Origin of the sequence: Pontixanthobacter rizhaonensis (assembly GCF_012972675.1) — a bacterium.
GTDB lineage: Bacteria > Pseudomonadota > Alphaproteobacteria > Sphingomonadales > Sphingomonadaceae > Pontixanthobacter > Pontixanthobacter rizhaonensis.
The window spans coordinates 1,358,994-1,381,478 of sequence record NZ_JABCRE010000002.1; the positions used below are offsets into that span (position 1 = coordinate 1,358,994).

Annotated in this window: 19 protein-coding genes; 9 read left to right on the forward strand and 10 right to left on the reverse strand. The window is 56.5% G+C overall.

The genetic code is table 11. The features are described 5' to 3' along the window. Positions 1–43 precede the first annotated feature (43 nt). Positions 44–1,801: a cation:proton antiporter domain-containing protein gene (locus HKD42_RS06445; protein ID WP_170011389.1), complete on the forward strand. Its 1,758-nt coding sequence runs from the start codon at positions 44–46 to the stop codon at positions 1,799–1,801. Between the two features lie 12 nt (positions 1,802–1,813). On the opposite strand, the gene alaS is transcribed toward HKD42_RS06445, so the two are convergent. From alaS to dapA, 9 genes are all read right to left on the reverse strand, one after another. Then, complete coding sequence (gene alaS / locus HKD42_RS06450) at positions 1,814–4,468, reverse strand: alanine--tRNA ligase (RefSeq protein ID WP_170011391.1); 2,655 nt, start codon at positions 4,466–4,468, stop codon at positions 1,814–1,816. A gap of 230 nt (positions 4,469–4,698) precedes the next feature. Then, positions 4,699–5,772 (reverse strand): recombinase RecA, encoded by a 1,074-nt coding sequence (gene recA / locus HKD42_RS06455; protein WP_170011393.1) that lies wholly within the window; start codon positions 5,770–5,772, stop codon positions 4,699–4,701. A 124-nt stretch (positions 5,773–5,896) separates the two neighbouring features. Further along, complete coding sequence (locus tag HKD42_RS06460) at positions 5,897–7,600, reverse strand: DUF4139 domain-containing protein (protein ID WP_170011395.1); 1,704 nt, start codon at positions 7,598–7,600, stop codon at positions 5,897–5,899. Continuing rightward, positions 7,534–8,985: a DUF4139 domain-containing protein gene (locus HKD42_RS06465; RefSeq protein WP_170012172.1), complete on the reverse strand. Its 1,452-nt coding sequence runs from the start codon at positions 8,983–8,985 to the stop codon at positions 7,534–7,536. Before HKD42_RS06465 ends, HKD42_RS06460 begins: the two co-directional genes overlap by 67 nt. 188 nt (positions 8,986–9,173) lie before the next feature. After that, complete coding sequence (locus HKD42_RS06470; protein WP_170011397.1) at positions 9,174–9,782, reverse strand: phage tail protein; 609 nt, start codon at positions 9,780–9,782, stop codon at positions 9,174–9,176. 154 nt (positions 9,783–9,936) lie between these two features. Then, positions 9,937–12,408 (reverse strand): hybrid sensor histidine kinase/response regulator, encoded by a 2,472-nt coding sequence (locus HKD42_RS06475; protein WP_170011399.1) that lies wholly within the window; start codon positions 12,406–12,408, stop codon positions 9,937–9,939. After that, the gene (locus HKD42_RS06480) at positions 12,405–13,007 is read right to left on the reverse strand and encodes a DUF2062 domain-containing protein (RefSeq protein ID WP_246236774.1); all 603 of its coding nucleotides are present in this window, start codon (positions 13,005–13,007) and stop codon (positions 12,405–12,407) included. Before HKD42_RS06480 ends, HKD42_RS06475 begins: the two co-directional genes overlap by 4 nt. A gap of 139 nt (positions 13,008–13,146) precedes the next feature. Beyond that, positions 13,147–13,629, reverse strand: a complete 483-nt coding sequence (gene smpB / locus HKD42_RS06485) for an SsrA-binding protein SmpB (RefSeq protein ID WP_170011410.1) — start codon at positions 13,627–13,629, stop codon at positions 13,147–13,149. Positions 13,630–13,656: 27 nt separating this feature from the next. Further along, positions 13,657–14,538 carry a 4-hydroxy-tetrahydrodipicolinate synthase gene (gene dapA, locus HKD42_RS06490; protein WP_170011412.1) on the reverse strand — a complete coding sequence of 294 codons (882 nt, stop codon included), beginning with the start codon at positions 14,536–14,538 and terminating at the stop codon, positions 13,657–13,659. Between the two features lie 94 nt (positions 14,539–14,632). On the opposite strand from dapA, the gene HKD42_RS06495 reads away from it, so the two are divergent. From HKD42_RS06495 to HKD42_RS06530, 8 genes are all read left to right on the forward strand, one after another. Then, positions 14,633–16,591 carry a lytic transglycosylase domain-containing protein gene (locus HKD42_RS06495; RefSeq protein ID WP_170011414.1) on the forward strand — a complete coding sequence of 653 codons (1,959 nt, stop codon included), beginning with the start codon at positions 14,633–14,635 and terminating at the stop codon, positions 16,589–16,591. Positions 16,592–16,599: 8 nt separating this feature from the next. Further along, on the forward strand, positions 16,600–17,100 hold the full coding sequence (locus tag HKD42_RS06500) for a GreA/GreB family elongation factor (protein WP_170011416.1): 501 nt from the start codon (positions 16,600–16,602) through the stop codon (positions 17,098–17,100). A 2-nt stretch (positions 17,101–17,102) separates the two neighbouring features. Next, on the forward strand, positions 17,103–17,597 hold the full coding sequence (locus HKD42_RS06505) for an invasion associated locus B family protein (protein ID WP_170011418.1): 495 nt from the start codon (positions 17,103–17,105) through the stop codon (positions 17,595–17,597). Positions 17,598–17,645: 48 nt separating this feature from the next. Beyond that, the gene (gene rlmN, locus HKD42_RS06510; RefSeq protein ID WP_170011420.1) at positions 17,646–18,899 is read left to right on the forward strand and encodes a dual-specificity RNA methyltransferase RlmN; all 1,254 of its coding nucleotides are present in this window, start codon (positions 17,646–17,648) and stop codon (positions 18,897–18,899) included. A 40-nt stretch (positions 18,900–18,939) separates the two neighbouring features. Beyond that, on the forward strand, positions 18,940–19,602 hold the full coding sequence (locus HKD42_RS06515) for an MOSC domain-containing protein (RefSeq protein ID WP_170011422.1): 663 nt from the start codon (positions 18,940–18,942) through the stop codon (positions 19,600–19,602). A gap of 209 nt (positions 19,603–19,811) precedes the next feature. Continuing rightward, positions 19,812–20,570: an SDR family oxidoreductase gene (locus tag HKD42_RS06520; RefSeq protein ID WP_170011424.1), complete on the forward strand. Its 759-nt coding sequence runs from the start codon at positions 19,812–19,814 to the stop codon at positions 20,568–20,570. 1 nt (position 20,571) lies between these two features. Then, positions 20,572–21,288 (forward strand): cytochrome b/b6 domain-containing protein, encoded by a 717-nt coding sequence (locus tag HKD42_RS06525; protein WP_170011426.1) that lies wholly within the window; start codon positions 20,572–20,574, stop codon positions 21,286–21,288. Continuing rightward, positions 21,285–22,037: a molybdopterin-dependent oxidoreductase gene (locus tag HKD42_RS06530; protein WP_170011428.1), complete on the forward strand. Its 753-nt coding sequence runs from the start codon at positions 21,285–21,287 to the stop codon at positions 22,035–22,037. Before HKD42_RS06525 ends, HKD42_RS06530 begins: the two co-directional genes overlap by 4 nt. A gap of 3 nt (positions 22,038–22,040) precedes the next feature. On the opposite strand, the gene HKD42_RS06535 is transcribed toward HKD42_RS06530, so the two are convergent. Further along, a complete protein-coding gene (locus HKD42_RS06535; protein WP_170011430.1) occupies positions 22,041–22,481 on the reverse strand; it encodes a DUF1801 domain-containing protein in 441 nt (146 codons plus the stop codon). Between the last annotated feature and the right edge of the window lie 4 nt (positions 22,482–22,485).

The window sequence follows — 22,485 nt, forward strand, 5'->3', positions numbered from 1 at the left end:
CCTTTGCCGTGACATGATTGTACACGCGGTGTAACTTGCCGTTATGGCGGGAGAACTTGACACATCGGCAATGGGCGACGCGCTGGTAATTCTCGGCGCGGCCGGCCTTGTCATCCCTGTGTTTACCCGGTTCCGGATTACGCCTGTTATCGGGTTCATTCTTATCGGTATCGCTGTCGGCCCATTTGGCCTTGGCAGCCTGGTGCCGGACATACCGTGGCTTTCCCACATAACCATAGGCGATCCGGCGGCGCTTGAGCCCTACGCTGAATTCGGGATTATATTGCTGCTGTTCACCATCGGGCTGGAATTATCGTTCAAACGATTATGGCAGATGCGCAAGCTGGTGTTCGGCTTGGGCGCGCTGGAACTGCTGATTATCGGGACCAGCCTCGCCATTGTGCTGACCATGATGGGCCAATATTGGACCGGGGCAATGGCACTTGGCCTCGCATTGGCATTTTCGTCTACCGCCATTGTGCTGCCAATATCCGGCACATCCTCGCCCGTTGGGCGCGCGGCTTTATCGATGCTCCTGTTTGAAGACATTATGATTGTCCCGATCATCTTTGTGCTCGGCGCGATGGCCCCTGCCGCGCAAAGCGACGGCTGGTCGGGTCTACTTACAACCTTGTGGCAAGGCGGGTTAGTGGTCGCTGCGCTGCTTGTATTCGGGCGCATCGCCCTGCCCCGGCTGTTTGCCCAAGCTGCCCGAACCAAAAGTCCGGAGCTATTTCTCGCCGCCAGCTTGCTGGTGGTGATTGGCGCCAGCCTCGCTACCTCGGTCGTCGGCCTTTCCCCCATTGTGGGTGCGATCATCGCAGGCCTGCTGATCGCAGAGACTGAATATCACAATGAAGTCGAAGGTATCATCGAACCGTTTAAAGGGCTTGCTTTGGGGATCTTCCTGATCACCATCGGAATGTCGATTGACCTCTTCACAGTATGGAAAGATCTGGGAACAATCGCATTTGCCGTCATATCTGTGCTGCTGTTTAAGGCGCTGGTTACGGGCGTGCTCCTACGCCTGATGGGTGCGCGGCGCAGCACAGCGGCAGAAACGGGCATCTTGATGGCCAGCCCATCAGAGACCACGCTGATTGTTCTTGCAGCAGCAAGCGCAGCGCTTCTGATTGATGCTGAAACTGCCCAGTTCTGGCAGATTGTGACCGCCATCGGCCTGACGGTGACACCGCTGCTTGCACGCCTCGGGCGAGTCATTGCGCGCCGCGTAGAGCCGGTTCCGCAATTGGACGAAGGCGATGACGAGGCGGAACCGAGGGTTTTGATAATTGGTATCGGCCGGGTTGGCAGATTGGTGGCGCAGATGCTCACGCGCCACGAGAAGCCTTACGTCGCGATTGATTCCGATGCCGACTTGATCGAGTCCGCCAAACGCGACGGGTACCGCGCCACCTTTGGCGATGCAGTGCGCGGTGATGCGCTCAGCCGATTGGGGATCGAAACATCGCCCGCAGTCGTGCTCACTATGGATGAGCCGGTTTTGGCCGAGCGCCTGACGCGCAAATTGCGCAAAGAGTATCCCGACCTTCTGATTGTTGCCCGTGCGCGCGATACTGCCCACGCCGCAGATCTCTATCGCGCCGGTGCGAGCCACGCGATTCCGGAAAATCTGGAAAGTTCGTTGCAACTATCAGAAGCAGTGCTGGTCGACATTGGCGTGCCAATGGGCCCGGTCATCGCGTCAATTCACGAGAAGCGTGATGAATTCAGGGTCAAAATCGAGCAGGAGGGTGCGCTGGACTATAAACCCAAATTACGCACCTCGACTGCCGAATAATAACCCGAGTTCTTACCCTGCGATGATGGCACGCACTGCTGCCAAAGCATCATCTGCCTTGGCACCGTCAGGACCGCCGCCTTGCGCCATATCGGCCCGGCCACCGCCGCCCTTGCCGCCCAAAGCCTCGACACCGGCTTTCACCAAAGTCACAGCATCAAACCGTTCTGTCAGATCGTCCGTCACAGCAGCAGCAAAGGCTGCCCGGCCATCATTGACGGCCACTGCCGCTGCAATACCGGAACCGAGCCGCGTTTTGGCGTCATCTAGTAGGCCGCGCAGCTCTTTCGGGTTGAGCCCTTCGAGGACTTGCCCAGAGAACTTGATGCCGCCAATATCTTCATCCGCTGTCGGCGCAGCGCCGCCGCCATTGCCGCCAAGCGCCAATTGCTTGCGGGCGTCGGCCAGTTCTTTCTCCAACGCTTTGCGTTCGCTGACCAGTGCCGCCACACGCTCTGCCACTTCATCGGGAGACGTCTTGAGCGCTCCGGCCACTGTCTTTAATGTGTCTTCACGTTCGACCAGCCAACGGCGGGCATTCTCTCCGGTCAATGCTTCAATCCGGCGAACACCGGACGACACCGCGCTTTCGGATACAATCCGGAAAACACCAATATCACCCGTCGCTTTCACATGGGTGCCGCCGCACAATTCGACCGAATAATTGCGGCCGGTATCGCCCGCTTGTCCCATCGACAATACGCGAACCTCATCACCATATTTCTCGCCGAACAGGGCCATCGCGCCCGCTTCGATTGCATCATCGGGGCTCATAAGCCGCGTTGATACTTCTTCATTAGCGCGGATTTCAGCATTCACTTCAGCCTCAATCAGCGCAATATCCTCGTCGCTCATCGGTTTGGGGTGGGAGAAGTCAAACCGGAAGCGATCCTCTGCCACCAAAGAACCCTTCTGGGTAACATGATCGCCGAGACGGTTGCGCAAAGCAGCGTGGACGAGGTGCGTTGCTGAGTGATTGGCACGGATCCGGTCCCGCCGTGCGGAATCGACATCCAAATGCACAGTATCGCCGACCGCAATCGAACCGGCTTCTATTGTCGCTTGATGGGTATGCAGCCTGCCCAGCGGCTTGCCAGTGTCTGAAACCGCAGCCTTCAAACCTTCTGGTGTCGATATGACGCCGGTGTCGCCCGCCTGCCCCCCGCTCTCACCGTAAAACGGCGATTGGTTGGTCAAAATGATGATCTCGTCACCGGTCTTGGCCGACTGTACTTCCCCGCCATCCTTGACCAAGGCAACCACAGTACCTTCGCCGCTGGTTGAGGCGTAGCCGGTAAATTCTGTGCTGCCTTCCCGTTCGGCAATATCAAACCACACTTCGGTAGAGGCAGCATCGCCAGACCCCTTCCATGCCGCGCGCGCGGCGGCTTTTTGCCGGTCCATCGCGGCATCGAAGCCAGCCCGGTCAACACCGATATCGCGGACGCGCAAGGCATCCTCGGTCAAGTCATAGGGGAAGCCATAGGTGTCATAGAGCTTGAATGCCGTTTCACCATCCAGCTGATCGCCGCTGCTCATCGCGCCAGTGGCATCATCGAGCAACCGCAAGCCATTATCGAGCGTACGGCGGAACTGCGTTTCTTCGCGTTCCAACACTTCGGTGATGAGTGCTTGGCCGCGTTGCAGTTCGGGGTAGGCTTGCCCCATTTCAGTGACCAGTTCCGGCACCAAACGGTGCATCAGCGGATCCTGCGCGCCCAGTAAATGCGCATGGCGCATGGCGCGCCGCATAATACGGCGCAGGACATAGCCACGCCCTTCATTAGACGGCAACACACCATCGGCCAGCAAGAAGCTGGTGGACCGCAAGTGATCCGCGATAACGCGGTGGCTGGCTTGCTTATCCCCAACGGCGGCAACGCCGGTCAAACTCTCTGACGCCGCAATCAGCGCCTTGAATGTGTCGGTGTCGTAATTGTCATGAACACCTTGCATGACGGCAGCGACCCGTTCCAAGCCCATGCCGGTGTCGATGCTGGGCTTGGGCAAATCGGTCCGATGGCCGTCAGCGTCTTGCTCGAACTGCATGAAGACAAGGTTCCAAATCTCGATGAACCGGTCGCCATCTTCATCTGGCGAACCAGGAGGGCCACCGGGAATGTGATCGCCGTGGTCATAGAAGACTTCGCTGCACGGGCCGCACGGGCCGGTATCACCCATCGACCAGAAATTATCATTCGTTGCGATCCGGATGATGCGGTCTTCCGGAAGGCCGGCGATCTTGCGCCACAGGTCGAAAGCCTCATCATCTGTATGATAGACGGTTGCTGTGAGTTTTTCCGGCGCCAGGCCCCATTCTTTGGTTAGCAAATTCCATGCATGCGTGATCGCTTCTTCCTTGAAGTAATCACCAAACGAGAAATTGCCGAGCATCTCGAAAAAGGTGTGATGGCGCGCAGTGTAGCCAACATTGTCCAAATCATTATGTTTACCGCCAGCACGGACACATTTTTGAGAGCTGGTTGCGCGCGGTGCGATCGGCGTTTCGAGGCCGGTGAAGACGTTTTTGAACGGGACCATACCGGCATTGATGAACATCAATGTGGGGTCATTATATGGCACCAAAGGTGCGCTCTGCACGGGCGCATGCCCATTGCTGCCAAAGTAGTCTAGGAATGACCGGCGGATATCGTTCGTGGATTGCATCAGATGCACGTAATGGTTGAAAGCCTGAGCGACAAGCCAGATTCAGTGATCTGTATGACCCAATAAGGCGATCTATAGATTTTGAGTAACAGCACCCGGCAAGACGAAGGCGACCGCAAAGCGAAAAGAGAAAAACCGGCACGGGCCATAAAGGCGCGCATGCCGGTCTTCCGTTTTCCCGGGTGCTGGCTAAATCAGCCGCTTACATGCACCCGCTTGAAAAAATGATGTCAGTCTTCGTCGCTGGCCTCTGCGTCCGGACCTGCCATCATCTCTTCGGCGACTTCATCGGTGCGGCCGCGGATCGCAGCTTCCAACTTGTCGCGCATTTCTACATTCTCATCGAGGAAGGTTTTTGAGTTCTCACGCCCCTGCCCGATCCGGACCGAGTCATAGGAGAACCAAGAACCCGATTTTTCTACCACACCGGCTTTCACACCCAGATCGAGGATTTCACCGGTCTTGGAAATACCTTTGCCATACATGATATCAAATTCGACCTGCTTGAACGGCGGAGCAACTTTGTTCTTCACCACTTTCACACGTGTCGAGTTGCCAATAACTTCGTCACGGTCTTTGATCTGTCCTGTCCGGCGAATATCAAGGCGGACAGAAGCATAGAATTTAAGAGCGTTACCACCGGTTGTAACTTCCGGGTTACCGTACATCACGCCAATCTTCATCCGCAGCTGGTTGATGAAAATCACCATGCAGTTGGAACGGTTGATCGAACCGGTAAGTTTGCGGAGGCTTTGCGACATCAAGCGTGCCTGCAAGCCTACATGGCTATCGCCCATTTCGCCTTCGATCTCCGCACGCGGGACCAGTGCCGCAACAGAATCGACCACGAGTACGTCAATCGCATTAGATCGCACCAGCGTATCGACAATCTCCAGCGCTTGCTCACCCGTGTCAGGCTGTGAAACGATCAATTCGTCAATATCCACGCCGAGCTTCTTGGCATAGACCGGATCAAGGGCGTGTTCTGCATCAACAAAGGCAACGGTTCCGCCACCCTTTTGGGCTTCTGCCAAAACATGCAGAGCCAATGTCGTCTTACCCGAGCTTTCCGGGCCATATACTTCGATAACACGGCCTTTTGGTAAGCCGCCAATACCAAGCGCAATATCCAAACCAAGCGAGCCGGTTGAAATTGCTTCAACATTCATCGCTTCTTTGGAGCCCAGCTTCATCGCTGAGCCTTTACCGAATGCGCGATCGATTTGTGCGAGCGCCGCGTCCAGAGCCTTCTGACGGTCCACGTTTTTTTCCTTACCATCTACCAGTTTAAGACTTGCTGCCATGACACGGCCTCCAATGATTGCCTAGAGCGGCGTTTAACTCATCAACTGTTGGAGTATGTACACACTTTGTTCCAAAAGAACAAGAGCGGAACAAATTTATTTTTGAACGAACGCCTAATGCGTATCATTCGGCAGAAAAGTAGCTTTTCGGTCGCCGTAGTTTCCAGCGGAAATCGCGCGTATCATTGGCCGGCACCGTCAGTTCGACAGTCTGTTCCCCGTTTTTTAGTCGCGGCTTGTTCCGGCCGGTCCGAATCTCCCACTCGCCAGCCTGCCCGATAGCGAGTCGAACAGTGACCGCGTGTTCGTTGGCGTTGCTCAACTTGGCCCGCATCGGAATCCAGTTGCGCTTTGCATCCGGGTCAATATCCCCGTCCTGAGCGCATTCGGAGAAAACGGCGCTGCTATCGCCGAGGCCGATCTCCACGTCTTGTCCCACCGCGTGATCTCGCAAACTTTGTTCATTGACCAGCAGCTCGCCCGCGATGGTCGGCTCAAACATCGTAAATCCGCCCATCGGCATCGCAACACCCAGCCCGTGTTCTTCATCATTAACGGTTTCAAACACCATTTGTGCTGGGCTGAGGGCATCGCCAAAATCACCATACGGGTTACACCTGGCGGTGTAAATAAACTCTCCGCTCACGTTCTCTTTGTTAAGAAAAGCAACCTGTTTGAGACTGTTGGCGCTCACATCGACTTTTTCCGGAATGCGATAGAGTTTCAGATCACCCAGCTGTTCTTCTTTCGCAACCATTGCAGGTTGGGACAGGGCGGCACCCGTGACCACGATATCAGACATCGATTCCATCATGACAGGTGCTGGCGCAGATTGCCGGCGCACCATCCCGCCTGCGAATTTGTCGTTCTGATTCTCGTATCGATAGATTGGCGTACCGGCCGCAGTGCTCCCCAACGGATAACAGGTCAGCCGCAACGGCCGCGCTGTTGGCGGGTCCGACAACCCTTCAAAATCGCTTTCGACATTGAGCGTGCCCGCAATTGCCAGCAGCTCTGCGTTGGGGAAACCCTGACCATTGTCATTGAGCAATGTCAGCCATGACATCAGCCGCATAGTGACTGCGCCCCTCGCGCTTTCATCTTTCAAGGTCGCTACGTAATGCGCCTCCCAATCAAAGCCCCATGCCAAATAGGTGAGCGTAACTTGATACGTGCCGCCCGCTTCGTCTTGCGTGTCGATGCTAAAGATCGGTTTCGACGACAGGCCATCCGGCACGCGGTCAAACGACAAGCGTTCCGGCACACCCGAGCACCGCACCGCTTCATATCCATCGCGGGTTTGCAGGACGAGCCCGCCATCGGCCCGGGTACGCACCACCCCCGATTCTGTTGTTTCCACACCGGTTCCGGGATTGGTTCGAGTAATGCGAACCCGGTTGCCCAACGTTCCATCAAGCAATGCAGCGGGCGATAACAAGTCAGCATTACGGTTCTTCTCAATCGTGCCGCCGGGCAAGCCCGTGACGATGGCGCTGACCGCCACCATGCCTTCTGCAACCCCTTCAAAGCGAATGGTCGATTGCCCGGCCGGTAACGTGACGGTCCGCGCCTCGCTGATCATCGCGAAACCCTGCGGCCAGTCGCGCTCCATGGCCTCGTCAGCACTGCGATCGGGGTTGCGGTAGACTGTTACAGAAACGTCTTGCGGCGCAGAGGCTTCGACAATCTCGCGTGCCGCAGTGGGCGCGCTAAACAGTGCGCCAATCGCCAATATGGATAAGGCCCAGCGCATAGCGCGGCTCAGTACCGCGTGGCGTAAGTCACGCGGAATTCGCGTTTGCCATTGGCGGGTACGGGAACGACCCATTTGCGCCGGTCTGCATTAAGCTGCTCGCCAGGACCATCCTCGCTCACAATCCGGTAATCGCGGCTCCACCACCCGCGATCCAAACCGGCCTGCACGAGATCCACGTCCACTGCTTCTGATTTGGCATTGGTTATGGTGTAGCGCATTGTGGTTTGCCAATAGCGGTCGGGGCGCTCTTCTTCGATCCGGCGGGTTTCCTCGCCATCTTTATAGACAATGTAGCGTGCAGTTTTGGTCCACTCGCTGGTGGTCAGAACCTCACGTTTTTCCACTTCGGCCTGAATAAGGACATCGAAGGCATCGCCGGTGCGGAGCGACAATTCGCTTCCCATCGGCGTATGGCCGATTGTGTTCTCACCGATAAATTGCGGCGTGCCTTGGCTGTCGCGTTGGTAGAAGCGCACTGTGCCGGCAGGTAGCGCATCGCCAAGTCCGCCCTCACGCGAAGACGAAAACGCGATTTCACTGGAAACATTGACAGGGTTGCGATCATTGCTGAGCCAACCGACCGTGCGGCGATAGACTTTGTCCGCTTTTACCCCCTGCACATCCATAAAGCTCACTTGCTTGGTCTGCCGGTTGGCAATCGTGGTGCGGGCATCAATCGGGTAGAGATAGAAGTCGCCAACTTGCTCACGGCCCGATGATTGTGTTCCAGCACGCACCATGTTGCGGTTGTTATTGCGCCCGCCACCATTGGGGTTGCCGGCAACCAGCATAGTGTTGGCATTGTGGAATGTGGTGCCAGTTGTGTTGGTTAGCGTGACCCAGCCTTGCATATCTATACTGCCGTCCTGCTCGTTATACAGCGCAACATAATCGGCGGTCCATCCAAGGCCCGGCGTGAGATAGCGTATCGATGCAGGGCGTGTACCCGACCGGCTGCTTTCCAGCGTTACCGATAGCGTTGGGCGGGCACGCAAATTAGGAGGCACACGGTCAAATACCGCGCGGACCGGCAGCCCGTCATCCCGGAGGACTTCGATCCTGTTACCAATTTGGATCACCACACCGCCCGCAGTCGAAAGGATCTTCGCACGTTCGCGGGTTTCTTGACCGGTAGCAGGATTGGTTCGCACAAGCGTGACCGTCTGACCAATCGCCTTTTCCATCAGCGCACCCGGTGTGAGCAGATCGAAGTCAAAGTTCTGTTCAATAATCCCGGTATTGGCGGCGGCGAAGCTCAAAGTTTGTGGGCGAATCTGGGCGGAGACATCGGGGAATTCGATCCGGCTGCGCCCGCTTTGAATGTTCAATTGCCGGATGTCCTGCACCAGCGATTGCCCATTTTGATAAATCGTTACAGACACATCACCCTGCGATGTCTGATCCGGGTCTGGGATAGATTGCGCCTGTAATGCCGGAATCGCGGTCAATCCAACCATTGCGGTAACGGCGAGAAATCCAAATTTTGCTGACACGAACCAGTCCTCCCAAATCACCACCATGTCGCGATGCTTATCCGCGCATGGTCCAATACCCAGCCCTCAAACACAACCAAAAAAGGGCGCAGAAATATCTGCGCCCTTCAAGATTAGGCGTAGATGAACGCTAGTCCATCAAAGCTCCAGCATTAGCTACGAGATGGATACTGACCAACCATAGCGATACAATTCAGCATGCCGAGATACGGGTTACGACTGTTAAAGGCCTGACCATTGCCAGCATTGGCAACAGTAATCGCACCACTGTTCAGCGTCGCATTTGCAGCCTGATCACTATACTGCTGGGCAGCGGATGACGAAAGCAATCGGCCTGCTGGCTGCGCCCGATCACCGGCGGTGCCACTTACAGCATTCATTTGCGCGCTGTGAGAGTGCGCGGGCAGATTAGCTGTAGTCAGTGTGATGTTTTCTCGCCCACCTCTTGAGCCCCAACGAATATTGGCCAGTCCAGGACCTGTATTCATCCCGACAACCGACCGTCCGCGCAGATCAGGCAGCGCAAATGTTGTCCGGCCGTCACCGCCATACGTTGTTCCCAAAAGAGAAAACAGTGCTGTGTTAGAGCTGATTGGCAGCAATTGCCCCGCAGCCTCACTCCAGCCGCGTGGACAGAAGTTAAAGCCGACGGTCATCATCTCGCCGAGTAGCGGATCGGCGCTGGCCTGAGCCGGTGCGGAAACGCTGAACGCCATGGAAGATGCCAAAGCCAGTGCTGCAATTTTCGATAGTGTCTTCATAAAAACCCCTCATGTTTTTGTGTGTCATTATTATTATTCGGGGCGACCGACGACGATAGGTAACGCCGGTTTTACGAAGCGCAAGGAAACAGAAAATTTTGTCGTTTTTGTACGTCACTTTTCTTACGTGAAAACGTCGGAAAGATACGCAACCTTATGATTTCACGTCTTTTTCAGCAGACCTAGCCACTGCCAGAACCGAACCAACCTTGTCGCTGATTTGCTGCACACTGAACGGTTTCGGGATAAAGTGCATATTATCAATGTCGATTTCCTTGCGGAGCTGTTCCTCCGCATAACCCGACATGAAAACAATGGGCATATCTGGTTGCTGTTTGCGCAGCGCCTTGACCATTGTCGGCCCGTCCATCCCCGGCATCACCACATCAGACAAGACCAAATCGAATGGCCCTGCATTGGCAATTGCGGCCAAGCCTTCTTCGCCATCCGATGCGGCGGTAACGGTGAACCCCGCGCGTGATAGAGCCCGTTCCGCAACAGCCCGAACCATATCTTCATCTTCTACCAACAGCACTTTGCCGCCGGTTGACCAATCACTCGCCGCGCGCTCTTCTTCTGCCGCTTTGGGCTGCGGCAATTCTCCGCGGTGCACTGGCAGATAGACTGTAAAGCGCGCACCGGCAGGCTGACGGTCTGTCGCGCTGACATTGTCGGCAAAGATAAACCCGCCAGACTGCTTTACGATGCCGTATACGGTGGACAGACCAAGCCCGGTGCCTTTGCCCTGTTCCTTCGTGGTAAAGAAGGGTTCAAATATCTTGCCCAGCAGCTCGCCCGGAATACCGCCGCCAGTATCTTGCACGATCAGAACCGTGTAATCCGCCACGGGGATAAAGTCCGATCCCATCTTGCGAATATCGGCGGCGCTTACACGGCGCGTTGCCATCGTCAATTTGCCGCGGCCATCCCCGCGCATTTGCATCGCATCGCGTGCATTCACCGCCAAATTGACGATTACTTGTTCCAGTTGCTGAGGGTCAGCCCGAACAGGTCCCAAGTCGCGATCATGGTGAACACGGAATTCGATCTTCTCGCCCAGCAGACGTTTCAGCAATTGGCTGACTTCGCTGACAACATCAGGCAGTTGCAGCACTTCGGGCCGCAAGGTTTGCTGGCGGGAAAACGCCAACAGTTGACGGGTTAGAGAGGCTGCCCGGTTGGAATTCGCACGGATTTGCTGGATGTCGTCATAATCGCTGTCGCCGGGTGTGTGGCGCAGTAACATGAGATCACAATAGCCGATAATGGCGGTCAGCACGTTGTTGAAATCATGAGCAACTCCGCCAGCCAATTGTCCTACGGCTTGCATCTTGGTCGCCTGTGCTACCTGACGCTTCAGCCGTGTTTCTTCGGTGGAATCGGTCAAGCTGAGCAGAACGGCGGCTTCCCCCAATCCCCGCACACCAGCCAGGCCGAGCGACACCGGGTCTTCTGGCTGTGAACGCAGCCGGATTGCCATGTCGCCATTATTGGCGGGCCCCTTGCCAAACCGGCGAACGGCGTCAGCCAGCGCGCCTTTATCTTCACGGACCACCAGATCAGAGGGGTATTGCGGCAGCGCTTCTTCTTCACGGTCCACAGCGCGCAAAAAGGCCTGATTGCCGAACAGGAACCGGCCATCGCGGTCGGTCATTGCCAACCCCAGCGGAAGCGCTCCAAGCAATGCCTCCAATTGAGGTGTCGCAGCGCTGCCAACGGCTTCTTCGGCGCCGCCAATGGCAAGTCCGCTTTCGATCAGCATCATCAATGACGCAGATGGTGCGTCACCGCGGCCGCTATTCCGCTGCTCCAGCGGCACTTGAGTCAGCAATTGAGCAGGGCCTTTGCGGCCTTCCCTGGCGAAATATATCCGTTCTTGATCATCGGACCGCAGCAGAGAGACAAATTCCTGCCCTGCCAAAGTGGCACTGGCATCGCCTACACTGCGATACGCGAAACCCTGACTTACGGCGCGAATTATGCCGTCATCGCCAACAATAGCTGTTTCGACACCCGCTTCGGACAACAACGTGCCGAAATGCCCTGTAATCGCCCCGGCGATCATCCCTTGCGCATCAGCGGAATCCAGCGCGGTAAATCGCCAGATTAGATAATCATCACCGCGGCCCGCCCGCTGGGCAGCGCATGCCCATTTGGCTTCACCCTGCGGGGTTTTAAGCTCGCCAGTTGCGCTGGCTCCATCTCGCCATGCTTCACGGGCCGAGCGTGTCAAAGCCTCTAGCGAAGGCCGGTCCAGCGACAGATTGGGCGGCGCAGTCCCGGTGCCGAACCAGTCGGTAAAAGTACCGTTCGCGCAGGTGAGACGGTTGGCACGGTCCGTAATGGCAATGCCGATACCAGGTTGTTCAATTGCGGCGACCGTCACCGACCAATCGGGCGGTGCCAATTCGTCAACCTGCGCCTCAGTCCCAAAGTTCCGGAACGCAAAAACCGCAGCCGCCAGAACCAAAATTCCGCCAAAAAATACTGCCGTGAGTAAGGCGCTTTCGCTGGCAAACCACAACACCGCTACGCTGGCAGCCAAAGCCAATACCAAACCGGCCAGCCAAAGGCGCTGCCGGGTTACCGACTGGTCAGAATGTTGTCCCTGCAGCGTAGTTATCATCGCTCAGAAGCCCCAAGACCCAGATCAGTGCGGGTTGCCATTTGCGCCAGCCGCTTTTTGCGTTTGTGGGCGACGATGAAACGCCAGGCAAAGCTGGATGTGACATACCCAATGGCCGCGCCAACAATCGCGAGCACAATAAAGCCAAAGACCGTTACCAGCACGGTTACCCCCGCCCCGGCGAACAATTCGATCAGCCACGCCCACCTGCCGCTGGCCATCTCTTCCTCGGCAGCCCCGGCCATATCGCGGTCAAACTTCAGGATAAACGCACCGATCCGATTGGCGATCACGGCCCAGAACGGAAACGTGAACGGGTTGGTGATGAATGTCACCAAAGCGGATAGCGGCACGTTGGCGCGCGCTGGCAGGGCCAGAAACGCCGCCAGAAAAATCTGCCCGACCGGAATAATAAAGCCAGAGAATATCCCCAGCGCAACACCGCGCGGCACAGAGCGGCGCGTGAAGCGCCACAGTTCTGGCGTCAGGAACCGATGCGCAATTGGCGCGAGGTATTTATTACGCGCCATTTCCTCACGCGTCGGCGTGTATTTGCGAATGGTATCCGCAAGCCAGGTCTTTGGAGGCATCTTGATCATCGGTCTGCGCTCGCAATGGCCCCGACATCCCGTTTTGGCAACAGTGCGGAGGCGCAAAATCGGGAGAATTCGGGCGAACGGGTCATAGCGATCGATATGGGAGGTCTCGCGCACAAAACCAGCCGAATATTCAAGGAACCTAGCCCTTGTCGCGCATCAATCGGGCTTTGTCCCGTTTCCAATCGCGATCCTTGATATATTCGCGCTTATCTTGCGACTTGCGCCCCTTGCCCAGTGCCAGTTCCACTTTGGCTCTGCCGGTGCGGTTAAAATAAACCGACATAGGCACCAGCGTCATGCCCTTACGTTCAACCGCACCCATCAATTTGTTGATTTCACGCTGGTTCAGCAGCAATTTGCGCGGGCGCTTGGCCTCGTGATTTTCGCGGTTTCCGTGGCTGTATTCGGGGATGTTGGCATTGATCAGCCAAACCTGACCGTCTTTCACTTCGGCATAGCTTTCCGAAATGGTCGCCTCGCCCGCACGCAATGCCTTCACTTCGGTCCCTTGCAGCATCAGACCCGCTTCAAACTTGTCCTCGATGGCATAATCGAACCGCGCACGCCGATTTTCGGCGACGGTCTTGAGCTTATCAAAGGTGACGGGTTTGGGTCTGGCCATAATATTTCAAATAGGGTGCTTGGGCGCTCAAACCAACCCTGCGTGCTCCAACGCCGCATCCACGGCCTTCCGGGCATGATCGCTGCACGTCACAATCGGCAAACGCACTTCGTCAGTCATCCAATCGCACACCCGGCTGAGGGCGTATTTCACTGGCGCGGGGCTGCTATCTTCAAACATGGCGTAATGCAGCGGATAAAGCCGGTCATTCAGACGGCGTGCAGCGACCAGATCATTGTCGGCACAGGCTTTCTGGAATTCGGCGCATAGCTCCGGTGCAACATTGGCGGTGACAGAGATGCAGCCCTTCCCGCCTGCCGCATTAAACGGCAGCGCCAGTTCATCATTGCCCGATAACTGGCAGAAATCGCGGCCAATACCCATCCGGTGATCCGCAACCCGGGACAGATCTTCGCTCGCATCTTTGATGGCGATGATCTGGTCAGGATATTTATTGGCCAGTTCAATAGTCGTTTCCGGCGCGATGTCCGTAACGGTCCGGCCCGGCACATTATACAGCACAACCGGCAAATCGCAGTTTTCAACCAAATAGCTGAAATGCGCGATCAAGCCTGCTTGGCTCGGCTTGTTATAATACGGGGCCACACACAGTGCCGCGCTTGCACCAGCCTTTTTGGAAAATAGCTTATGCACCAGTGCGTTCTGCGTGTCGTTCGATCCGCAACCGGCGATAATCGGCACCCGGCCAGCAGCCTGTTCGATGCACACTTCAATCACCCGGTGATGCTCTGCATTGGATAAGGTAGAAGCTTCACCAGTGGTACCGCAGGGGACCAATGCTTTGCTGCCAGCGTCTATTTGCCAGTCAACAAGACGGCGAAAAGCGCCCTCATCAAACGATCCATCGCGAAAAGGAGTCACCAGAGCCGGAATTGAGCCGGAGAACATTTGCGTATTTCCTTCAATAGCCTCATGAGAATCAGTAACAATTCCCACCCAAAAGGCGTGTCATTCAGCGTCTGATAAGGAGCCGCGACCCACTATGTCCAGCATGGACCGCAAACCCCTACCCCTAATCGCCCTTTTGGCCATCCCGGCCCTCACCCTTTCCGCCCCCACTTGTGCGCAAGATGCGTCAAGCTGGGACCGTGCCCGCCAGCAAATGGTGGCCAGCGCGCCGACCCAAATGGCGCGGGCTATTGATCGGTGGGAATTTTTGATCGCCAATGACCGGATGAACTTTGATGATTATGCCGGTTTCGTGCTGGCCTATCCCGGTTTCCCGCAGGAAGAACGCCTGCGGACACGCGCGGAAAATGCGCTCGACCGTGAACCGGTTGAAGCGCAACGTTTGGTTGCGTTTTTTGATCAACACCCGCCGCTGACCAATTCCGCTCGCGCGCGTTATGCGCTCGCCTTGGCCAATTTGGGCCGCCCCGAAGCGCGCGATGTCGCGATTGCAGCGTGGCGCGGCGGCGAAATGAGCGGGCCGTCTTCTGCCTACCTCGAAGGTCTGTTCGGATCACAATTTTCGCAAGATGACCATGACACCCGGATGGACGCATTGCTGTGGCAGGGTGACGAGGAAGCCGCCCGCCGTCAGATGCGCAGGGTTTCGCAGGACAAGCAGCCGCTTTATGCCGCGCGCCTGTCTTATGTAAGCGGCTCTGCGCCGAGCAGCGCGGGAGTGCCTGTACCGTCCAATGCAGCTTCGGATTCCGGCTATGTCTATAACCGTGTGCGCCATTTGCGCAGTACGCGCCAAGGCAGTTCGGCAGTAAGCACCTTGGCCAACCGGCCAACCTTCGACGCGACGCCCTTCGATTCAGAGGCATTACTGATCGAAATGCTGCGTCTCGCCAGAACCGGTACGCCGCGTCAGGCGCAGCAGATCGCCGCCAAAGTCGACGATATGTTTGAACCCGATGTCGATATCCGGACCAAATCGTACCGCATTCGCGATGATTACACTTCGCTGATGTGGCTGGGCGGCACAAAGTCCCTATGGACCTTGGGCGATCCGTCCAGCGCTGCCCCGTTATTCTATCGCTATGGTGCGGCCGCACAAACGCCGCAGACCCGGTCCAAAGGATTCTATTGGGCAGGCTTAGCCGCATCACAAGCAGGCGATATGCAAGCTGCCAATAATTACTGGGAAATGGCCGCAGCGCACCCTGATCGGTTCTATGGCATGTTGGCACTCGAAAAACTGGGCCGGGAAATGCCTTCGCTCAACCGGATGCCAACCGAAACGCCTACTCCGCAGCAAGCCGCCGCGTTCCAAAACTCCGCCATCGCCAATGCGGTTCGCGAAGTGTCAAAAGATGCACCGTGGAAAACGGGTATCCGGTTCTACCGTGAAGTCGCTCAGTCCGCTGATACGGTGGCGGAACACGCATTGGTCGCTGATCTGGCACGCGAAACCGGCCGGCGCGATCTGGCGGTGAACGTTGCAGAGGCTGCTGGTGCAGATGGGTTGAAGGAATTCGTCGCGTTCGGGCATCCCTTGCTGGAAACACCACGAGGCACCAATTGGACGATGGTCCACGCTATCTCGCGGCAAGAAAGCCAGTTCGCTGGCAATGCGATCAGTCACGCTGGCGCACGCGGTTTGATGCAATTGATGCCCGCCACTGCGCGCGAACAATCAGGCAAGCTGGGTCTCAGCTATGCCCGCAGCAAACTGATCGACGATCCGACCTATAATATCCAACTGGGCGATGCGTATTTCGCGCGGATGCTGGCCTATTATGACGGCGCTTATCCGCTGGCCGTGGCTGCCTATAATGCGGGGCCTGGCAACGTGAACAAGTGGCTGCGCCGTAATGGCGATCCCCGCAAAGGCGGGATCGATTGGGTCACATGGGGTGAGCGTATCCCGATTTTCGAAACCAAAAACTATGTCCAGCGCGTGCTGGAAAATGCGGTGGTGTATGAGAATCTTTATCCGGACAAGGCGCGCTTCGGCACACCGCGTCCGCTGAGTTCTTACTTACGCTAAGTCCGCCCGTGAAATCGCCATCCAACCCCATAACGCCCGCTGGTCTGGCTGCGATGAAAGCACGCTATGACCACTTGTTCGGGACTGAACGTCCTGAAATGGTGGAAACCGTCAGTTGGGCGGCGGGCAATGGGGACCGGAGCGAAAACGGTGATTACTTATATGGCAAGAAACGCCTGCGCGAGATTGACCGCGAACTGGGCCATTTGTCGCGCAGGATGAAAGCAGCACGCGCGATTGATCCAGCACAGCAGCCGGACAGAACGCGGGCCTTCTTCGGCGCGACAATCCTTCTGGCCGATGATGACAATCTAAGACAGGAAGTAACGCTGGTGGGCGATGACGAACAAGATGCGTCGGCCAAACGGATCGGGTGGAGCTCCCCCCTCGCCCGCGCATTAAAGGGTGCGGCGATTGGCGATGTGCGGACAGTCCGGCTGCCCGGCGGCAGTAAAGAATGGGAAGTCATGGCAATCAGCTATCCCGAACCGGCAAGTGCCGCGGCATGAACATGGCCAAACCCGTTCTGCTGGGCCTCGCGGCGCTCACCCTGGCAGCACCCTTGGCAGCCCGTGACAGCCTTGGCGTGTTTTCCGATTGGGGTGCGTTCCGCGATCCGGATGTCCCGCGCTGCTATGCCATTGCGAAAGCTGCGCCCAGCCGGATGCAGCGCGACAATGATCCCTATGCCAGCATTGGAACATGGCCCCGGCGGCAAATCCGCAACCAATTGCATTTCCGGGTATCCCGCAACTTGGCGGCTGACCCGAAAATGAGTCTGAAAATAGGTGGCCGGACCTTCACTCTCACCGGAGCGGGCGGCAATGCGTGGGCGCAAAACCGGCGAATGGATGCCGCGATCGTGGCCGCCATGCGATCTGCAGGCAGCATGACCCTCAGCGCTACAGACAATCGCGGCCGGCGGTTTTCCAACACCTATGATTTGGACGGCGTTGCCACCGCGATGGATGCTGCGACCGTCGCCTGTGCATCTTTGGGGCGTTAGCGCGACCGCTAGCTTTCGCGGCGCACCGCGCCTATATCGCCTTCCATCATGGCCGATACAGCACTCATGTCGATTCCGGGACAAGTCGATCCCGTTCCCGTCGCGCGCGACATAACCCCGCGCAGCGATGGCCGCGTCGATCTGCTTGGCCTGCCCAAAGCCCGGATACGCGAACTCTTTGCCGAAGCCGGCCTCGATGCGAAACAGGCAAAGCTCCGGTCGAAACAGGTCTATCATTGGCTGTACCACCGCGGCGTGACCGATTTCATGCAGATGACCGATATCAGCAAAGCGATGCAGCCATGGATGGCGGAGCGTTTTGTAGTCGGCAGGCCAGACGTGGTGGAAGCGCAGCATTCTTCTGACGGCACCCGCAAATGGCTGCTGAAAACGAATGACGGCCACGAGTTTGAAATGGTCTTCATTCCCGATGACACTCGCGGAACGCTGTGTGTCTCCAGCCAAGTTGGTTGCACTCTCAATTGCACATTCTGCGCCACAGGAACGATGCGGCTGGTCCGCAATCTGACGCCAGGTGAAATTGTCGGCCAAGTCATGCTGGCCCGTGATGCTTTGGGCGAATGGCCCAAGGGGCGAATGGATGTCAGTGGCACAGCTGATGAAGATACCGAAAGCGAGGCGGAATACCGCGCCGATGGCCGCTTGCTGACCAACATCGTGATGATGGGCATGGGCGAACCGCTCTATAATTTTGATCATGTACGTGATGCGTTACAACTGGTGATGGATGGTGAAGGCTTGGCCCTGTCCAAGCGCCGGATCACCCTATCCACCAGCGGCGTGGTCCCGATGATGTATAAATGCGGCGAGGAAATAGGCGTCAATCTGGCGGTTTCGCTCCATGCTGTGACCAAAGAAGTCCGCGACGAAATTGTTCCGATCAACCGCAAATACGGCATCGAAGAACTGCTTCAGGCCTGTGCTGATTATCCCGGCGCCTCCAACGCGCGGCGGATCACGTTTGAATATGTGATGCTGAAGGACAAGAACGATAGCGACGATGACGCGCGCGAGCTGATCCGGCTGATCCATGAATATGATTTACCGGCCAAAGTGAATTTGATCCCGTTCAATCCCTGGCCGGGCGCAATTTATGAATGTTCCACACCGGAACGGATCAAGAGCTTCAGTAAGCTGGTGTTTGATGCAGGGATCAGCGCCCCCGTGCGGACCCCGCGCGGCCGGGATATCGACGCCGCCTGCGGCCAGCTGAAAACAGCGGCGGAAAAGAAAAGCCGGGCGCAGCGTGACCGGGAAGCGGCGGCGGCTGAAGCCAATTGATGGCTGCCACTCGGTCGGATCCAAGACGGGAAGGTATTGCATGACCAAATGGAGCGTTGATCATCTTCTGACAGGTACCGCTGCGAAATTCCGGGACAATGAAAAAAGCGCCATATGCAAGCAGCCGGTCAGCGACCCCGTCCGCATCACAAAGCTTGGTTTGGAAGGCGACGAACAAGCGGATCCGAAACATCACGGCGGGCCGCATATGGCAGTGCATCACTACCCCTTTGACCACCATAGGTTCTGGCGCGAACAGATTGGCGATCATGCATTACTTGATGATGTGGGCGCGTTTGGCAGCAATCTGTCGGTCAAAGGCCTGGACGAGACAGCGGTAAAGCTGGGTGACCGCTTCCAACTGGGCTCTGCCGTGCTGGAGGTTAGCCAGCCGCGTATGCCATGCTGGAAAATTGAGCATCGCTTCGGCCGAACAGGGATGGTCGCGAAAATTATCAAAACCGGAAAATCAGGGTGGTATTACCGCGTGATAACGGAGGGCGTGGCGCAAGCCGCGGACACGCTGGAAGCTATCTCCACATCCGCGACCGAATGGACCATCGAGCGTATCCTGTTGGCGATTGCCTATCCGAAGACGGAAGTCGATATTGCCGAGCTGGAAGCGATGGCGGCCTGCGATTTGCTCGGTCCGTCATGGCGGGCGGGTGCGGACAAGAAGATCGAATACCTCAAAACACTCTGATCTGCCATTCACCTAAGGCATGGTTTGAACAGCATTTTTCTTTCCTAACGCGCCGTAACGTGCTTGGCTGTGTCTATGAAATTGAGACACGATAATGCGAGTGATCGCGGCGCCATGCATGGAATAAAACAGCAGCGCAGTTCGCGGAAGGTTTTTGTTCTAATACCGTGTCCCATGTGTCCCTTTGGTTCAGCATCCGGGGCAGAAACATGAACCGTCCGGCGGTACTCATTACTGGCGCTGCAAAACGGATCGGGGCAGAAATCGCGCGACGCTTTGACAGCGCGGGATGGCACGTGATCATCCATTATGGAAACTCAGCGACAGAAGCGGAAGCGCTGGTGGCAGAGTTAGCATCGGCAGAAGCAATCCATTGTGATTTGGCCGACACAGATGCCGCAGTGGCTATGATAGTATCTCTTGCCAAAAGGCTTCCCGATTGGCGGGCCCTGATCAACTCGGCATCGATTTTTCGTTATGACGATGCAACCAATCTTGATCGGTCAACGTATAACCGTTCAATGATTATCAATGCGAAAACTCCGGCCCGCATGGCGCAAGCCTATCTGGCCCATGCCATCGCCCCGGGCGGGCGGCGCGTTATTCATGTGACCGACCAAAAGCTGGAGAACTCCAATCCGGATTTCTTCTCTTATACAATGAGCAAGCACGCCCTGAACGCGACGATCGAAATGCTGCGCGATGGGGCCGCATCTGGGCAAGATCGGGTCTATGGCGTTGCGCCGGGGGCCATCCTCGCCAGTCATGATCAGACGGATGATGAAACCGATGCCTCGCACGTTCTCAATCTGTTGGAACGCAAGACAGACGCGTCTGAAATAGCCGATGCAATGCTGTTTCTGACAGAGGGCCATCTGGCAAGTGGCGAGACGCTGTTCATCGATAGCGGCCAGCATTTGCTAAATCAGCCGCGTGATGTCATCTATCTCGCCAGGGGGGATCAATAATATGGGCAGACCGGCCAAGCGGCATGGGCTCATCACGCGGCTCTGGCACTGGATCAATCTGATCACAGTAGTGGTGCTGTTTATGTCGGGCCTAACGATCTCGAACGCACATCGGCTGCTTTATTGGGGGCACTGGGGCTTTTCACGCGAGCATGCTTGGCTCGAAGTGCCACGCTTCCCTGGTTGGATGACACTTCCCACAGAATACAGTCTGGCCGTCGCGCGCGATTGGCATATCTTGATGGCTTGGCCCTTCGCTGTCGGCTTGCTGGTCATGTGGATATACATGCTGATCGGCGGGCATTTTTGGCGCGATCTGCGCACCAGCTTCAAAGAATGGCGCCCCAAGGCAATTTGGGCCGACATTGTCCAACATTTGAAATTGAATTTCGACCACGGGGCCGCGAAATTCAACTTCCTGCAAAAATTGACCTACGGATTGGTTTTGGGTGTCCTTTTACCCGGAATGGTCCTGAGCGGAATGGCGATCAGCCCAGGTTTTGAACCCGCTGCGCCGTGGTTGGTCGATATGTTTGGCGGCCGCCAAAGTGCCCGGTCGATTCACTTCATCTTCGCATGGGGCATTTTCGCCTTCTTCGTGGTGCATATTGTGCTCGTGCTGCTAGCCGGGCCGATCCACCAATTGCGGGACATGATCACTGGCGGGCAGTTTGATCCAGAGGCGGCTGAACAGGCGAAAAAGGGAGAAGCATCATGAACGCCCCATTGGGACGCCGCGGGTTCCTTGCCGGAGCCAGTATGCTGTTTTTGGGCGCATGTTCCAAAGTCGCTGACAGCTCTGTGGGGCAATCATTATTCAATTCTGCGGAGAAATGGCACCAGAAGATCCACCGCTCTTTGGCGGATCGTAATGCCCTCGCCCGCGAATATGACAAGTCGGATATTTCACCATTCTTTCGCGGAAACGGTTCGCTCACTGTGGGTACGCCTGAGTATGAGGCCGCGATCGAAAACCAATTTGCCGATTGGCGGCTGGAAGTGCGCGGGCTGGTAAGCAACCCCATGTCGCTCAGCATGGATGATATCCGTGCCCTGCCCCAACGCACACAGATAACCCGCCATGATTGTGTCGAAGGGTGGAGCGCAATTGGCGAATGGACCGGGCCGCAATTATCCAGCATTCTGGAAGCGGCCGGCGTTCAGGAAAATGGTCAGTTTGTGGTGTTTCGCTGTGCCGATAATCTCAATGGCCAAGACTACTATGAAAGCGTCGACATGGTCGATGCCAATCATCCGCAAACCATTGTCGCCCATATGCTCAACGGTGAAGCTTTGCCGGTGATCAATGGTGCCCCGCTAAGGGTGCGGATTGAACGCCAGCTTGGTTATAAACACGCCAAGTATCTGACCGCGATCGAAGTGGTCGATACGTTGGAAGATATAGCTGGCGGTGAAGGCGGGTATTGGGAAGATCGCGCCGGATATCAGTGGTATGCCGGAATTTAGAGCTTAGTCTTCTGGATAGATACGTCGCATGGCTTCCCAGTCTGCGGCGATCATGTCTTCCAACACGGCGAGGTCGATATCGGCCAATTTGTTGATGTAGAGGCAGCTTTTCCCGCGCGAATGTTTGCCCAACTTCTCCAGCTGAGCATCGCGCTTTTTACCCGCCAGCTCATCGCAATAACCGCCCATCAAATATAGGGAATGTTTGGCTTTTCGCGGACTGAAACCGGCCCGCATCCAATGGACATCGCGCCCGCTGGCATAAGTGGTTTTGTAAGAACCGTATCCGATAATACTGCTGCCCCACATGACCGGCTCGGCACCGGTTACGCGCCGAAAAATCGCATCGAGCAATTCTGCATCTTCGCGCTTTCCTACTGGCTCCACAGCTGCAATGAAATCTGCTGCGGATACCTGCGTTGGTTGCGTTTTCGCCTCGGACATTGCT

Coding starts and splice junctions, on each gene's coding strand:
- HKD42_RS06520 (WP_170011424.1), top strand. CDS start 19,812: ATGAACCGTCCGGCGGTACTCATTACTGGCGCTGCAAAACGGATCGGG.
- HKD42_RS06525 (WP_170011426.1), top strand. CDS start 20,572: ATGGGCAGACCGGCCAAGCGGCATGGGCTCATCACGCGGCTCTGGCAC.
- rlmN (WP_170011420.1), top strand. CDS start 17,646: ATGGCCGATACAGCACTCATGTCGATTCCGGGACAAGTCGATCCCGTT.
- HKD42_RS06465 (WP_170012172.1), bottom strand. CDS start 8,985: ATGGTTGGATTGACCGCGATTCCGGCATTACAGGCGCAATCTATCCCA.
- HKD42_RS06515 (WP_170011422.1), top strand. CDS start 18,940: ATGACCAAATGGAGCGTTGATCATCTTCTGACAGGTACCGCTGCGAAA.
- alaS (WP_170011391.1), bottom strand. CDS start 4,468: ATGCAATCCACGAACGATATCCGCCGGTCATTCCTAGACTACTTTGGC.
- dapA (WP_170011412.1), bottom strand. CDS start 14,538: ATGTTCTCCGGCTCAATTCCGGCTCTGGTGACTCCTTTTCGCGATGGA.
- HKD42_RS06495 (WP_170011414.1), top strand. CDS start 14,633: ATGTCCAGCATGGACCGCAAACCCCTACCCCTAATCGCCCTTTTGGCC.
- HKD42_RS06535 (WP_170011430.1), bottom strand. CDS start 22,481: ATGTCCGAGGCGAAAACGCAACCAACGCAGGTATCCGCAGCAGATTTC.
- HKD42_RS06475 (WP_170011399.1), bottom strand. CDS start 12,408: ATGATAACTACGCTGCAGGGACAACATTCTGACCAGTCGGTAACCCGG.
- HKD42_RS06480 (WP_246236774.1), bottom strand. CDS start 13,007: ATGATCAAGATGCCTCCAAAGACCTGGCTTGCGGATACCATTCGCAAA.
- HKD42_RS06505 (WP_170011418.1), top strand. CDS start 17,103: ATGGCCAAACCCGTTCTGCTGGGCCTCGCGGCGCTCACCCTGGCAGCA.
- HKD42_RS06460 (WP_170011395.1), bottom strand. CDS start 7,600: ATGGGTCGTTCCCGTACCCGCCAATGGCAAACGCGAATTCCGCGTGAC.
- smpB (WP_170011410.1), bottom strand. CDS start 13,629: ATGGCCAGACCCAAACCCGTCACCTTTGATAAGCTCAAGACCGTCGCC.
- HKD42_RS06445 (WP_170011389.1), top strand. CDS start 44: ATGGCGGGAGAACTTGACACATCGGCAATGGGCGACGCGCTGGTAATT.
- HKD42_RS06530 (WP_170011428.1), top strand. CDS start 21,285: ATGAACGCCCCATTGGGACGCCGCGGGTTCCTTGCCGGAGCCAGTATG.
- HKD42_RS06470 (WP_170011397.1), bottom strand. CDS start 9,782: ATGAAGACACTATCGAAAATTGCAGCACTGGCTTTGGCATCTTCCATG.
- recA (WP_170011393.1), bottom strand. CDS start 5,772: ATGGCAGCAAGTCTTAAACTGGTAGATGGTAAGGAAAAAAACGTGGAC.